11 protein-coding genes are annotated in these 14,474 nt (G+C 48.4%); 5 read left to right on the top strand and 6 right to left on the bottom strand.

Features of this window, described 5'->3' with window-relative positions:
* Positions 1–66: 66 nt before the first annotated feature.
* The 5 genes from KQ661_RS17360 to KQ661_RS17340 form a co-directional block, all read right to left on the bottom strand.
* The gene (locus KQ661_RS17360) at positions 67–492 is read right to left on the bottom strand and encodes a hypothetical protein (protein ID WP_216727602.1); all 426 of its coding nucleotides are present in this window, start codon (positions 490–492) and stop codon (positions 67–69) included.
* Between the two features lie 422 nt (positions 493–914).
* Entirely contained in the window at positions 915–1,436 is a 522-nt protein-coding gene (locus tag KQ661_RS17355) for a hypothetical protein (protein ID WP_216727601.1), read from the bottom strand.
* 474 nt (positions 1,437–1,910) lie between these two features.
* Entirely contained in the window at positions 1,911–2,444 is a 534-nt protein-coding gene (locus tag KQ661_RS17350; protein ID WP_216727600.1) for a hypothetical protein, read from the bottom strand.
* Positions 2,445–2,477: 33 nt separating this feature from the next.
* Positions 2,478–3,785 carry a hypothetical protein gene (locus tag KQ661_RS17345; protein WP_216727599.1) on the bottom strand — a complete coding sequence of 436 codons (1,308 nt, stop codon included), beginning with the start codon at positions 3,783–3,785 and terminating at the stop codon, positions 2,478–2,480.
* Positions 3,786–5,333: 1,548 nt separating this feature from the next.
* Positions 5,334–6,368: a hypothetical protein gene (locus KQ661_RS17340; protein ID WP_216727598.1), complete on the bottom strand. Its 1,035-nt coding sequence runs from the start codon at positions 6,366–6,368 to the stop codon at positions 5,334–5,336.
* A 1,077-nt stretch (positions 6,369–7,445) separates the two neighbouring features.
* Between KQ661_RS17340 and KQ661_RS17335 the strand changes: the two genes are divergently transcribed.
* Both KQ661_RS17335 and KQ661_RS17330 read left to right on the top strand, forming a co-directional pair.
* Positions 7,446–8,459 carry a hypothetical protein gene (locus KQ661_RS17335; RefSeq protein WP_216727597.1) on the top strand — a complete coding sequence of 338 codons (1,014 nt, stop codon included), beginning with the start codon at positions 7,446–7,448 and terminating at the stop codon, positions 8,457–8,459.
* A complete protein-coding gene (locus KQ661_RS17330) occupies positions 8,456–9,298 on the top strand; it encodes an agmatine deiminase family protein (RefSeq protein WP_216727596.1) in 843 nt (280 codons plus the stop codon). The genes KQ661_RS17335 and KQ661_RS17330 overlap by 4 nt, the downstream gene beginning before the upstream one ends.
* A gap of 206 nt (positions 9,299–9,504) precedes the next feature.
* Here KQ661_RS17330 and KQ661_RS17325 read toward each other — a convergent pair whose 3' ends face one another.
* Positions 9,505–9,846 (bottom strand): hypothetical protein, encoded by a 342-nt coding sequence (locus tag KQ661_RS17325; protein ID WP_216727595.1) that lies wholly within the window; start codon positions 9,844–9,846, stop codon positions 9,505–9,507.
* A gap of 1,112 nt (positions 9,847–10,958) precedes the next feature.
* Here KQ661_RS17325 and KQ661_RS17320 point away from each other — a divergent pair.
* The 3 genes from KQ661_RS17320 to KQ661_RS17310 all read left to right on the top strand — a co-directional run bounded on the left by KQ661_RS17320 (position 10,959) and on the right by KQ661_RS17310 (position 14,353).
* Positions 10,959–11,660, top strand: a complete 702-nt coding sequence (locus KQ661_RS17320) for a HEPN domain-containing protein (protein ID WP_216727594.1) — start codon at positions 10,959–10,961, stop codon at positions 11,658–11,660.
* Positions 11,657–12,250 carry a recombinase family protein gene (locus KQ661_RS17315; protein WP_216727593.1) on the top strand — a complete coding sequence of 198 codons (594 nt, stop codon included), beginning with the start codon at positions 11,657–11,659 and terminating at the stop codon, positions 12,248–12,250. The genes KQ661_RS17320 and KQ661_RS17315 overlap by 4 nt, the downstream gene beginning before the upstream one ends.
* Before the next feature lie 228 nt (positions 12,251–12,478).
* The gene (locus tag KQ661_RS17310; RefSeq protein ID WP_216727592.1) at positions 12,479–14,353 is read left to right on the top strand and encodes a DUF262 domain-containing protein; all 1,875 of its coding nucleotides are present in this window, start codon (positions 12,479–12,481) and stop codon (positions 14,351–14,353) included.
* Positions 14,354–14,474: the final 121 nt, after the last annotated feature.

The following is a 14,474-nucleotide window of genomic DNA, read 5'->3' as shown; positions in this document are numbered from 1 at the left end:
AAGTCCATGTAGTGGTGGCGCATAATGACAGTTTTTATAGCTGAGCACCAGGTTCTTGCTCAGGCGCTAATAACAGCGGTGTTGGCAGCGGAGGACGAATTGCAATACATCTAAGTAGGTGTTGCCATTGGGGAAAAAACTTGGAGTTATGCTAGTCAGCGTTAGTTCATCTTCTTTGCCATTGTTGAAGACAATTTCTAGTATAGGTTGAGCAATATTTGGAAGAATATTGTTTTCCATTATTGCCAAGATGGCGAGCATTACTTCGTAGCGAGGGATTCCAGCGAAGCCAATTCGCCAAGCGCTGTCCCGGTTAGTAACAAAGGCCAGCAAACTGGACCCAGACAAGTCAAGGTTGAAGGCGGTTTTAAGCGAGTTAACCAAGATATTTGGCTCTACATAAGCAATTTCTGCTTTCTCAGCCGCTGACAGGTCTAGAAAATCTTCGAAATTGCCGATGGATTCTGCTTGTGTGTTTTCTAAAAATTTCATCTTCGTCTTTTTAGATATATATCCAGTTTAAGCTGGCCTCTATGCCTACTGGATGAAAATATTTCAAGCTGTGGAGCATTGTGAGGTTGCTGGTCGGTGCGAGTGGGGATGCCCTTGTGTTTGGTGGCATCAGTTGAGCGAGTAACCGGCCTTGGTGTGAACTATAATGGGGGCAGCAAGCGCAACACCTTTGGCACGTGAAGGGGACTTCCCTTATTGAACATGCCTCTTTGCAGCAGCTTTTATGGGCATCATAACATGGTACCAATTTGCCTGCCACTAGGCTTCACGCTGGTGGCTGGTGAATCGCATCGTTTTGACTAGCTACGCGCCGAAGTGGCGCTACCTTAATCGTGGTCCCATTTAAATAGCAGGTTGTCGCTTCCTTACTCATCACTTGAAGTGCGACTTTGTACAAGTCCTTAGCAAGGAAGAGCTAACAGGTTGTCTATCCTGTTGTTGCGATTATGGGTGGTTTGAACCAGGCGGAGGCTTTTCAACATTGCTTCAAAAGCCACCATATCGTATAACTCGATTTCTTGAGCGAAACAGTGAGCCACTTGCTGAAAAAGCTCCTTGCTCATGCAGCACTTGTAGTCAACCATACTTCTGATGCTGTAAGGATGGTGCCAAGACCCTTTGACACCATAAATCTCAGCTATTGGGTCTACCTCCCAATAATTGAAACTCCAAAATTGGTCCAAGTCATTCGGGTCACTTAAAACTTCCAACCTAAGGTTGAACCCGTCACATGTAGTTAACTCTTCCACCATTTCATCCATTGTTGTTACAAAGGGTCTAGCTATGCTGATTGTAACATCTTGCGCGCACTCGATGGTATAGTAACCCTCATATTGAGTATAGTCGTCGTCTTGCTGGTCAGGACGTGAATCGGTGTTTTGCTGGTACCATTCTATGTCTTCGCTGGTAATTGTCTGTTTCATAATGCGTTGTTTTTAAAGTAGGGTCTAGATTTCTATCTATTATATCCCTCATTTTTATAAAGTTTTAACATTCGAGTTTTATTTTTTGGGGCCAACCCCTAAACCCATTGTTCCTGCCGCGTGCCAGCAAATGCGTAATCCTTCGTCTGCTGGTACTGCCAAGTTGCTGTGAGTCGATGGAGTGGACAGTGGAGTCGGACCCTGCCAAGGCCCAAAAGCAAACCCGTTGGTATGCGCTTTACTGAAACTTTTGGCAGACCCACGCTAGACGCGACTCCAAACACTATGACAGTACGGCCGCAACGCCTGGCGTTCGAGCGGCATTAATGCCAGAGATTATTTCAGCAATAAAAACTGGCTTTCACCTGGCATTGTGGAACTGCAGTAAATGTTGAAGAAGCCATAGTCTTTTACTGGTCCCATTCCAACCCTTGTAATTAGCTTGCTCTTCCTTTGATGCCCGAGTCGCGATGCTTAAGTTGCCGTGGTCGCTTGAATTGATGGAGCCAACAGCACATCCAGTTTGCGGTTTCGGTGAACAAGGCGAAGTTCGCGGAGCATTTCTTTTTGTCCCGCCTCGTCATATTCATCGATGTATGTTTCGGGAAAGCACGAGGAAATGCTTACGAAAAGCTCTCTGCTCATGCAGCACCGGTAATCCGTTGATAGGGTTCCACCTTTGCTAAGCCAACTTCCCCCTATCATGTAGAGTTGGTCAATCGGAGCGACGCTCCAATTTGAAAAACTCCAAAAGGTTGCTAAATCCCGAGGGTCCGCCTGAGTAAACAGCTCAAGCGTAAACTTATGTAGTCGGTATGTCATCTCAGCGACGATTTCATCTATGGTTGTGACGTGAACTACAGCAATCACTTCACTTAAGTCATGGAATGGTACGTACATGACCGTGTTTCCATTCACCAGCTCGTAGCTCTCGTCTTCATAGGGAAAGCCGGAATCGGCATTTTGCTGGAACCACTCCGTTTCTTCTTCGGTAAATACTTGTTTCATAATAATTTGAGTTTATGTGACAGGGTAATTTTCTTACATATTATATCCGTGGATTTCGTTAAGTTTTAAACTTTCTAAATTTATTTTCGGGCGCAGGCCGTAGTTCGCGTATTCCTCGAGCATCATGTTATAAACCACGGCCACCATGCCGTCGTCTTGTGTAGTGAGAATAGCATCGTGGACTGTCACGAAACCGTACAGATTTTGCTCGTATAGTCTGCGCGCGACACCATCAATCATGATTTCACTCTCCAATAGACTCAACTGTGCCGAGAGCCGTCGAGGGTCACCAGCAACGCGGTAGGGGATGGCACCCTTTACTTCAAGGATAGCCGCTGAAACGGCCGGAAAAAAGTGGTGGAAAAGGGTGCGCCACCGGCCAAAAACTTTTTCTCGGCTGAAGAAGATTTTAGCAAAAAACTCGCCTTTGAACGTCGCTTCATCAAATTTTAAGCGATAAAAAGTCAGCAGGTTTTTGATGTAGGAATAAAATTCTCCGTTCTGCACCAACTCCAGGTAGTGCTGCATGTCGCTGGTAAGTACGGTGTAATGGCGTTTCAAATACAAGGCAAACAACAATGGCTGTGAGTTGGCGCAGTCCAATTGCCACAGGGACATGCCATTGATGCTCAAGAAACTTTTCAACGCTTTGGGAAAGTTGGTGATGAACGTGTACACCCGGCCACTGCTTCCAAACTCCACATGGACTTCGTACTGGCCCCGCTGAATGGCATTAATGGCCGAGGTCCAGCTACTGTGTACTTCTTCGTTCACCACACGATTTGTTTCTAGCCACCAGCCGCGCAACTTGTTTGGAAGGGACATTCCCGCGGCTTTTGCGTCCTCGGCATACCCCAACGCTGCGGGGAAGTCTATGTTTACGAGGGAAAGACTTCGGCGAATTGAGGCATATACTCCCGTAATTGGTGCAGAAGTCTGCTTAAGCGTAATCGCCCTGTTCGGTACCCATTCCGACCAGCCGCGCAAAGCCACTTCGTCCAATACCTTGGCAAGGGAGGTTCGGGTTCGGGTTCCGTTGCTGCCTACGTTGTTCTTGTATTTGCTGAGGATGATATTCCATCGCTTCAGGTCTTTGCGAATACGGTCCACGAACCAGCAGTTTTTGCCGGCCATCTTACTGTTCCCTAATTCATGCTTCAGTCGCTGCGTGCTAACTTTTACCCATCCCGATTTCAAGGTGGTATAACGCCGCTTGTTCAACACGTAAGTCAGCACGTAGTAGTATTTCCATATGTTATTTTTGATGTATGTGGGTGAATTTCCATCTTTTTCAAGCAGTGTCTGAAAACTTATTGTATTTATTTGATATAATGTATGCATGAGTTTTGTTTTTTTAAGGCAATGGAAACGCCATTGCAGCCGCGGATATCGGTGCGGTGCCTGGGGTTTTGATAGTTCAACGGTAGTATTTTAACAAGTGTGCCGATTCCTGACATCCCCTTGCATCTGGATTGAGTGGAAGGGGTGGAAGCGTCCCGTTCACCAAGTTCGCATCAACTTTCATCATGGGAAATGAAGAAAGTAAGCTCTTTATTTAGGTAGTTAAAATGTTGTTAATAATGTTATTTGCCTTGATTGGTTTTTGATTTCTTCTTATGCAGGCGCTTCGCATAAATGCTTGGCCCACGTATATTATATCGCAGAATTTCATAAAGTTTTTGCCATTCTTTACTTTTTTTGCCTGCACTTGGGGCGCAGGCTCGTGACTCATCATATGTAACGTTTCAATGGTTTTTTTCTTTCTTCATTCCTACTTCTTCCTTCCGTATCGGTAATACTACCCTTTATAACTTTCCCTATATAGGATGCTTTTATCCTGAACTGCGACGGGCAATAAGGAAGCGCGTGAGTTCTCGCAGGAGCGCTAATTCTTTTCTTACCCAAAATCAAGTCCTTGCATTCTACTGCTTCCCATGTCATGGTATTTGCGGGAACCCCCAACCGTGAGTTGGAACCCACCATTCGCGGCTACGAATCCGCTTTTACTTCTTCAGAGGACGTTGTCGCCAAATGGGTGGAGCATGTCCATGGTGACATATGCAGGCTACGGTCCGATGAGCTTAATGCAACGTGCCAAGCCGAGCATTCTGGCCTTTTTTGTCCCAACACGTGACATTACGCTGGTGCCATGCCCATCCAAGTATCGTCGCACGTGTGGATGGTGTTATAACCTTGTGAGCGAAATATTGCTATAGGTTACGTCGTGCGCACAGGCTATTTGTTGCGCTATTTGCCGCATGATTTGCCGCCGTAGGTTAGGTGCTACCAGCAGTAGGCCCGCTGGCGTGATACTCGCGTGTTCGAGGCGCTGACCGACGATTTGCGCCAAGTGCTCCGGCTGAACGAACTACGGCCAGCCGGCCCCAGCTCCCTCATCTTTTATTCGCGCCGCTGTAGAGCACGCCCGAAAACGGCTCTTAAAGGGTCACGACGGGGCTAAGCGGTGCAAGGGTGGAATGGTACACGTGGCGGTGAACACTTCGGCCCACCTGCTGGCAACAGTGCTCACTTCCGCCAAACAATGAACAGGACCGCGCCTAGGTGGCCTTCCAGGCGCAGGAAGTACAGCTAGCTTAAGGCCGGCCTATGCGGACCAAGGGTAACCGGCTAAGTGCCGTCCCAAGCTACTCAAACCCACGGCATCGACCTGAAAGTCGTTAAGTCGCGGCAAGTTAAACGCAGCTTCGTGCTACTGCCCCGCCGCCCGGGCGCAGAAGGTAGCCTAAGTTAGAGCGCCAGCTATAAACGGTTGGCCCGTGACAACGAACGACTAGCTCTCATTTACAGCAATTCTTCTAGTTTGCCTTTGTGAGACTCATACTCTCCAAAGCCACCGGCCTTAATTTGCTCTCAAGTGTATAACGCCTGCTAGTATTCTGAACGTTGTAATATCACCCTTTCAGGTTCAAATTTTGAGGGCTCAACACCTTTACAGTACTCAGGAGGCTTACGAAATGAGTCACTAGACCCAAATTCGCACTCATTATGCCAAAAATTTAACCAGTATTCTATTCTTTGAGGGTAATGTTGATTGTTTGTGATTTCGGATGGCATTACCTTCATTGTGAATACCTTATTTGTAACAAAATCTCCTTCAGCAGGTGCTGTTTTCCCGCAATAAGTGAAGCTCCCATCCGGAATGATATAAGTGTCACTAGTACCCGTTATATTAACGTAGGGCTTATAAAGTCGAGAACTGCCCTTTAAAGGCTGGTACTTTAGAAATGGAATTGTTGCCTGGTTTGTAGCATAATCATAGTTTTTCCTTATATATTTTACAAGTGTATCTCGCTTTATATTCATAAATACCTCACCGTCAGTAACGTCTCTATACACCCGTGATGTCATGATTCCGTTACTATAATTAATCTTATCCTCATAGGTTCGCCATTTACTGCTGAAGGAGCTATACTTTATAAACGCAGGTCCCTCAAACACTCCATTATCGTTGAGGAATGCTGTAATATTTAATGTCCCAAACTCATAATCATCATTAGATTCAAGAGAGATTTGGCCTACTTGAATATTGTCCTCAAACTTAGAAGAATATTTTATAAGTGTCTTAGCGGTTGCTTTTGATACCTTTTGATATAAGCAGTTACCATGCAATTTGCCATTGAGGTAGTTCTTATAAATATCGGTGACAGTTCCGGTTGGTGAACTCTCATCATATCGAAAATGCCATAATCCGTTACGCTTATCATCAACAAAGGACCCTTCAACTAACGTACGGTTGCTATCTCCCTTATATAAGTATTTTCCATGAAAAATACGTTTGTAGTCATCATTTTCATAATATTGATAAGTACCCGTTCCATTATCTAATGGTCCATTGAATTGCTTCACAACCTGAGCGGATGCCGAAGAAGAAAGTACCAGTATTAAACCAATTATAAGTTTCATGAGATTAGTTTTCAGCAAATTGACTATGGCAGTTTTTTTAACCCTTTGCCTTTGTAAATAGAGCATAGCTGGAAGCTCTAAAAGCAATAATAGCTAACTTACCCCAGTAATAAGAGCTGCAAATATAGTAGGATTATATTATTATTTTTAGGTTTTAACATTCTACATCAGAAATTTACTAACACTGTCTGGTCCTACGCTGGTGTTACGCTCAGTCACATACATCTGCTTTATTAACGAGGCGAGGTAAGCCAGCAGCCGCTCGTGTAGTTGAGTATTCTCAGTAATGCGGGTTAAATCGGTGTTCCGGCCGGGTAGAATGACTTGCGCAAATGTGACGGTTTGCAGCTAGCCGGTGTCAGGGAGCCGGGGCTTTTGCTCCTGGCTGTATGGTCGGGGGTGCGGTCCCAAATTTTGACGAAACGGTCGAGTACGTCGGCTTTCAAGAGGTGCGGCTCGGCTGTAGTGTAAATACATTAAACAACTTACGCGACAGGTATTGTAGCAGCACAGCGTCTTCGCACGCCAGCAGCGAAGGAGGTAGAAAGTGCCATTCGTCATTCATCACGTCGTCGGGTTAACCTCGGCGGGCAATGTCCATAGCATTTAGTCTCGCTTATAGGTTCTCAACACCGTTTAGGGCATGAAACATAAAATCAGAACCGTTCCAGTTGAATCAATTGCATAGGCAGTTGGTGCTAGGCAAGGCTACAGCAGTGAGCAGGCGGTCTGCGATGATTCCTTGCTCGACCATGCCGTGCCACAGGTGCACAAAACTGGCTGCACGCCGAGGTACCGGGCAACAACGAAGCCATCCTGAGCGAAAGTCTGCGTTACTGCCCACGGTTTTTGCTTGTTTGATATTACAATAACTGCGTGGTCCAAGTACGCGTGACAATGAACTGCACAGAAGACACGTGATTAGTTTGTGATTGCTATTGTAGCATTAACAGCGATTATAAATATTATAAAAACAAGTATTTAAGTAATTATAGTATTATTCACATTATGTTAGGAAGGGGTGTTTTCTCGCGGTAATGTTGTGCAACCTAGCATTTACTCACCCCACTAAAGCGCATGTGTTCACCCCACCAAATTCAGGCCCTAGAAGCAGGCAAAGCCACCAAGCTGCCTGCCAGCCGCGTTATCACTCAGGCCGAATTGCCTTCTTCCTCCTATACCTATTTCCTGTATGACGAATGTTGGTTAAAAGACCAGGCCACCCTGCCTCAATTGTTGGAAGGGTTGCGCGTGGCCAACATCCCGGATTTAGGGGGATTCATTTGCCACTACTATCATACCGCCTTGGCTGGGCGGCTTCCAAAGACTCGCTACCTGATTGAGCAGCATGTGCCTTTCGCTGCCGAGTTCAGCGAGTACCTGTTGGCAAATGACCGGCGTGCCCGCCCCCGACCCACCGACTGGCTCGATTATCTTACGCGCCAGATTCATGAGGCGCAGCCAGAAGACATTGACTTTTTCTTTACGGAAATAGCAACCACCCTCCAGCACCAACTCGTCGTCCGAACGGAAACCAGTACCTACCGCATCACGGAGCTGGAGTTCTATTATCACAACCGCAACCACCCAGACCCTTACGTGCATAAGGGGGCCGAACAGCTCAAGCACCTGCATTGGTACTTCAACCAAGCCACCAGCTTGGACCTGACTTTTGGTGACCAGGACACCGCCAGCTTCGGTGGCATACTTCTCCGCGGGCTCCAACTGCTTAATCTTGACCGCACGGATGTACAGCCTGAAGTGCAGGAATACATTAGCGGTCCACAGCTTGCCCTTAGAGCCTTGGTCGCTAGCTGGGGAAGCGCCGTACATGGCGCAACCTACCTTGGCTTGGATGAAAGCCCGGCGCCAACCGTACCCATAGGAGCCCCTTGGCGTACGCAGCGCGTGGGCCTGAATCACCTTTTGGGCGACGATTCCGAAAGTCCGTACTCATCCCGTCCTTACCGCTTCATCGCCGGTAAAGGCTATTTGAAGCAGCTCGATTATAAGGAGTCCATTTGCCGGCAACAAGCAATGGACGCGGACACTGTGCGCTTCATCTTGGGCTATAAACCCCAGTGGTTGTGAGCACCACCAATAGGGTCAATCAAATATATCTGGCTGATACCCTAGCCAAGCGGTTCCCAACAACGGCTACTGCACTCGCCAACGCCCTGCGCTGTGGCGGCGCCGACGTCGCGACCCTACCCGGCACCCGCGACATTTGGGCTCGGGATTATATGCCCGTACCCACCGCCAGTGGCCGGCTGGTACAATTCCGATACGCCCCCGACTATCTGCGTCCCAAACGCTGGCAACCCACCATTACCGACGGCGCCTTGGTCGTCCAGCGGCTAGGTTTTTCATTTGAACACAACTCACTCGTGCTGGATGGGGGCAATGTCGTGAGCCGCTTTGGTCGGGTCATTATGACCGATAAAGTCCTGCGCGAAAATCCCACGGTGCCGCGTGCGCAGTTGCTCACATCATTGGCGGAGTCCTTGGAGGTCGACCACATCGACCTCGTGCCGGCTCACCCCGATGACTTTACGGGCCATGCCGATGGGTTGGTACAGTTACTAGACCCCTACACCGCGCTCATTAACGATTGTCGTCGCCATGAACCAGCGTTATGGTCAGACCTACAAGCTGCGCTACGCCGTGCTGGGTTCGACTGTGTCCCGCTACCCTATAATCCCTATGGAAATTCTACTTACACGTCAGCAGTGGGGGAGTACATCAACTTTCTGCGCCTCGGAACAACCTTGATTGTGCCCGCTTATCAACAAGCCGAAGACGATGCGGTGGTACAACGCCTGCAGCAGCTTTACCCGAGCCATTCAATTATCCCAGTCGATGGAACGGACGTGGCCAAGCAGGGCGGCGTTTTTCATTGCGTAACATGGTCAAAGGCCGTATTTCTATAGCTTCAGGGGCCATTCCATCAGCTCCTTACGTAGCTAGTGCTCATTGTGCGCGTCCTCGTTTGCACCGGCCACCGCTGTGGTGAACGCCCGTATCACAAAGGTTCAATGTGAGGTCGACAAACACCCATTGCCCACGCTTCGGTATCCTCGACTCGCGAAGTCATCAGAGCTGGCCTCGGACAGGGGCGCCTATTGTGCAGATAAAATCAAGGAGTTGGTTTTAGCACAAAATCCACCTTTTCGCTACGGAGGCTGTGGTTGAATAGAGAAATGAAATCATAGGGATTGGGTGTAGCTAGCACCAACTTTGTAAAGCCCTCAAGGGTATCAGGACTGTTGAAGCTTTTATTCAATCCACTTTTCACCTGCTTGTACTTCAGGTCGGATAATGGTACCTCGTAAACGTAAGATGGCCCATCGAAATCTGAAAGAACAAATAATGATTGTTCTTTCATAGCTATTAAGTAGTAACCAGTATGGTTTTTATGCTCAGCAATGGCGGCTGCTAAATCAAGCAGATTGGGGAACACGAGTTTGGTAATAGACATGAATTTTACTTTGATGTTTAAGTAATTAAGTTGTGGGTTAGCGCCCATGACGTGAGCCAAATCCAAAAGAAGCAAATGGTAATGCGGCGCTCGCCGTGCCGGCGGTATAAAAATTACTAGGAGCCCTTACTCTTGACACGCTTGACAAGAGAGGAGCATTGCTGGCTGGGAAGTTTCGCTCATGTTGCGGTGGTAAGGTGCCAGCAGGCGCTCACTAGTAGCAGATGCCTTACTTCTTAGTACTAAGGAGGTGCTGCTTGTGGGTTAAATATTTGTTGCATAATAAGTTGGGCTTTGGGTCTTCAGATAATTTTTCTACCTATTGTATTCAAGAAGTTGAGCAAAGTTTTTAGCTTTCGGATTTTTTTTCCGTGAGCAAGTTGTCAAGCCGTTCGGAATAGACTTCGGGACCCACAGCCGCGGATTCCTTCTGGCCGCTGGGCTAAGGTGCCCGCATGAGCCGGACCCTTGCCACGACTCTTGGTCCCGCTGCCGAAGAAGCGGTTATTACAAGCTTACGGGCCGACTCGGCGAGCCAGTAGTTTGCGGTTTGCCCAGTCGTGTAGTGTAATCTGACCGAGGCACGGTCAAACTCGCAGTTGGCGAATGCGTCCCTTGCGAGTCGAAGCCAAGGACGCGGGGAGTCTGGCGCGTGATGGACCGCCCACCCAGGCGTGGGTACAGCTTGGGGGAACCCATCGTTTTACTGCCGCCGGGGCAAATTGTGGTAACATCCATTGTGGTTTTCCACGGCCCTTGCCGGCCCGCCTGCGCTACGAGCGCACTGCTCGCTCTCTTTTCCGGGCAGCATCCATGCCTGCCAGTATATATCAGTCCTTTTGACGCACGAGGCACGTGCTAAGCGACATCGGAAGGAGTGACAGACCCGCCCTACACTGACATAGGCAGGCCTGTTCACGTATCGCTACTCCAAACCCTCGTATCCTAGGTGGTTTCGACGGGTCCTCAATCAGCTTGGGGACGCCGGTTTTTTCGGCTTCGGAAAGTGCCCATTTAAAGGTGGCAAAAACGCTCCTCAAAAATGGCCTTTACGAACGGTTTATCGAGGGGCGATTTGCTGCCCATAAAAGACCCGATTAATGGGCGTAATTTTGACCGACTTAAATTTTCAGTGGGTAAATATTATGGCGGATGCGGAGAAAGTGTATTTTGACGAAAAAGCACACAAGCAAATTGTGGGGCTTATCGACAATGCCTACCGCGAGTATTTAGCCGCTCGTGTGCTTTTTGATAACATGCTTCTGCAGCCTGCATGCATCATGGCAAATACTGCCATTGAAAAGTCGCTCAAAATTCCGCTGCTGATTTCTGGCAAGTACAATGGCAATAAGAGCCATGACGTCTTTGCTCTGTTCAATATTCTGAAACGTGAAATCCCCGACTTGGACAATTTGATTAACTCTGATTTCTTGAAGTCACTGAGCAAAATCTACCGGTCCAGGTACTACGAAGATTTATCGCCGGGCTACAGTTATGTCATCATAAAAAACAGGTTCTTGGCTGAGTTAGACAATGCTTTTTTTGTGCTCAGCCAACTAGTTAATAGAGTTGAGCCCGAACCATTGAAGACCCTGTATCATGTCGATGTAGAAAACAATGAGGAGATACTGTTCAAAAACAATTACCTTCTGGCGAATCAAAAGCGAGAGGATTTCCTCAGCCAGCCGGATGACTTATTGGAGTTTAAAATTCTGAAGAATCATGTAACAATGGAAGTCATAGCGCGTGGCGTTTTTCCGAAGGAACATCAGGCGTACTTTCCTTTGGTCTCATCAACAATTGTAGAAAAGTGAGAGTCGCCATTTATGCCCGGGTCTCGACCCGCGACAAAGGTCAAACTACCGAAAACCAGTTACCAGACCTAAGGCGCTATGCTGAAGTGCAAGGGTGGTCCATATATAAGGAGTACTCGGAAGAAGAATCGGGTGGCACCGCCAAGCGCAGCCAGTTCCAGCAACTATTTGCCGATGCCCACCAACGCCGGTTTGACTTGGTGCTGTTCTGGAGTCTGGACCGTTTCAGCCGGGAAGGTGCGTTGCCCACGCTCCAGCACCTGAACCAACTGGAGCAGTGGGGGGTGGGCTATAAATCTTTCACGGAGCAATACCTCGACTCTACTGGATTGTTCAAAGACGCCATCGTATCGATACTGGCTACTTTGGGCAAGCAGGAGCGGGTAAGGTTAAGCGAGCGAACCAAAGCAGGCCTGGCGCGAACCAGGGCAAAAGGCACCATACTTGGGCGTAGAGCCATTGACCCCAGAGTTGTTGAGCAGATTCGCAACTTGGGTGCTCAAGGTAAAAGTGAGCGGGCCATCGCGTCTGCGTTGGGTGTGAGTAAAGGGGCAGTGGGCAAGTATCTTAAAGTGGAGGTAGCTAGTTAATCATCCTGCTTTTTCCTTGGTATATGCGTCAGTACCATTCAGCTCGACTCAGACACCATGGGTGAAGTGGCTCCGGTGCAGGTATTACTGCCCTGCCGGTTCTCATCTGCCGGCGCTAGGTCCCTTTGCGGTAAAGTGAGAAAAGCGAGAGCAGTAGTCTAGATTTAACGCATTTTGCCGGCTAGCTTTGCGCTCGGCGCTCTACCCATTTTCTCCTTTATTATTCGCATGGCTGATTCTACCCTCGATACTGGACAGAAATACATCAAAGAAATTTTCTACCAGCAACGGTTCTACAATATCCCTGAGTACCAGCGGCCCTATGTGTGGGGGCCCGACCAAGTCATGGTGATGTGCGAGGACATCGCCTCGGCAATGACTCATGGCAAAAACCGCGAGTATTTCCTCGGCTGCATGATTTGGAATACCAAAGAGGAGCCCAACGGCGGCAGCCCATACACCTACCACGATATTCTTGATGGTCAACAGCGATTTATCACGCTGTACCTGCTCCACGCCGTCATCCGAGACCTTTCGACCAATGCCACCGTCAAGGCTCAGGTTGCCAAGCGCTTGCAGCAAGAAGCCAACGAGCTGGAAAACATCCCGGAGCGTAACCGACTGAAATTTACCATCCGGCAGGACGACGAGTTTTTCCAACAGTTCGTACTCACCGAACAAGGCACTATGCGAGCCTTGCAGCTTACGAATTTGGCTGACGACGCGAGCCAAAGCACCTCCGTACGCAACATGGCTCTGGCCGTGCGCACCATCCACGACTGGTGGGCGAGCAAACTACCGGATTATAGCTCGGAGGAAGCCTACCAGAAGTTTATCTACGACTTCTTGCTTTACCTCGGCAACAAGGTGTTGGTGCTCTACCTCGCCACCGCCGACAACCTTGATGACGCTTACAACCTGTTCACCGTTCTCAATAGCCGGGGCTTGCAGCTTCAGTCCAGCGACATTCTACGAGCCCAGAATCTTCGGGCCATTGGCAATGATGAGGGACTCAAAAAGAAACACGCAGCCAACTGGGACGAGTACCAGAGCGCAGTCGAGTCGCCCTACAAATCATTCGATGAGTTTCTGTGGGCCATGATTTGGATTTTGGTGAAATACCGAAGCGGCGAGAACCTGGGCAACATCAGCAAGTCATTCGACTTCATTTACAACATGAAGCTGCTGGAGAAGGGAGCCCCAACTTTCAATTTCATAGGCAAGTACGTGCAGCACCTTGATGCTGTATTCCGTTCCAACCACCAAGCAGAGAAGGGTGGCTGCCTCTACGAAAATCTGAATTACATCCTTTCAAAGACGTTTGGCAATCAATACATCTTGGTCTTGATGCACTACCGTGAGTGCTTTGGCGAGGCTAACATACTCGAGTTTCTCATTAAAATTGACAACCTGTTTTCGGCAGCGTGGCTCACGGTGTCCTTTAATTTGCAGACACGTATCTTCATCATGCTGCGCAAGATGGACGAGATTAAAGACAAAATAAAGGACCCGCATGCGGCTTCATTGACATTTTTGCAGGACGCCGTGCTACGCTACGACTACCAAGATGAAAAGGCTAACACGGTTATCAACATCGATAAGTTCTTTCAACTGCTAGATGAAGAAAAGTGGGGCAGCTTCTCAGGTACCCGCATCAACAAAACCCGTTACCTGCTGCTCAAACTTGACCTTCTCACCGGCAACCTCAATACCAAGCTACATCTGAATAAGGCCTTTGCTTCTGTTGAGCACATTTTGCCCCAAAAACCTGCCGCCCCGGCCTGGAACGTGAGTGAAGAAGAGCACACCGAGTGGTTGCATCGGCTTGGCAACATTGTGTTGGTCGACATGAAGAAGAATGCTTCCTTGAGCAACTCCTCCTTTTTAGACAAGCGCCACAAATACAGCGGCTACATCGAAGGCCGGGCTAATACAAACTACGTCTTCATGACCTACCAGCACTGGAATGCCGAAACCATCCAGAAAAATCATGCTCGGGTGGTCGGTTTACTCCAAGCTTACTACACCGGCAATAGCTTTCAAACCCTGTTGGAAATCAAGAGAAATCTCTTAGTTATCACACCGCAGCCCATGCTGGCCTAAGCTCACGTTTAACTATTCGGACCGTAGCTGTTGCAAAACTTCCTGGTGGGCAGCCATTCATGCTTAGCCCACCCTAAAGTGCTGGAATAAACTTTTGGAACCACATTTCCGGAAGTGGGCG

The sequence above is a fragment of the Hymenobacter siberiensis genome (genome assembly GCF_018967845.1).
Lineage (GTDB): Bacteria > Bacteroidota > Bacteroidia > Cytophagales > Hymenobacteraceae > Hymenobacter > Hymenobacter siberiensis.
The sequence above is the reverse complement of the archived record's forward strand: the minus strand, read 5'-3'. Positions and strand labels throughout refer to the sequence as shown.

Coding starts and splice junctions, on each gene's coding strand:
- KQ661_RS17350 (WP_216727600.1), bottom strand. CDS start 2,444: ATGAAACAAGTATTTACCGAAGAAGAAACGGAGTGGTTCCAGCAAAAT.
- KQ661_RS17325 (WP_216727595.1), bottom strand. CDS start 9,846: ATGTCTATTACCAAACTCGTGTTCCCCAATCTGCTTGATTTAGCAGCC.
- KQ661_RS17355 (WP_216727601.1), bottom strand. CDS start 1,436: ATGAAACAGACAATTACCAGCGAAGACATAGAATGGTACCAGCAAAAC.
- KQ661_RS17310 (WP_216727592.1), top strand. CDS start 12,479: ATGGCTGATTCTACCCTCGATACTGGACAGAAATACATCAAAGAAATT.
- KQ661_RS17335 (WP_216727597.1), top strand. CDS start 7,446: ATGTGTTCACCCCACCAAATTCAGGCCCTAGAAGCAGGCAAAGCCACC.
- KQ661_RS17340 (WP_216727598.1), bottom strand. CDS start 6,368: ATGAAACTTATAATTGGTTTAATACTGGTACTTTCTTCTTCGGCATCC.
- KQ661_RS17345 (WP_216727599.1), bottom strand. CDS start 3,785: ATGCATACATTATATCAAATAAATACAATAAGTTTTCAGACACTGCTT.
- KQ661_RS17360 (WP_216727602.1), bottom strand. CDS start 492: ATGAAATTTTTAGAAAACACACAAGCAGAATCCATCGGCAATTTCGAA.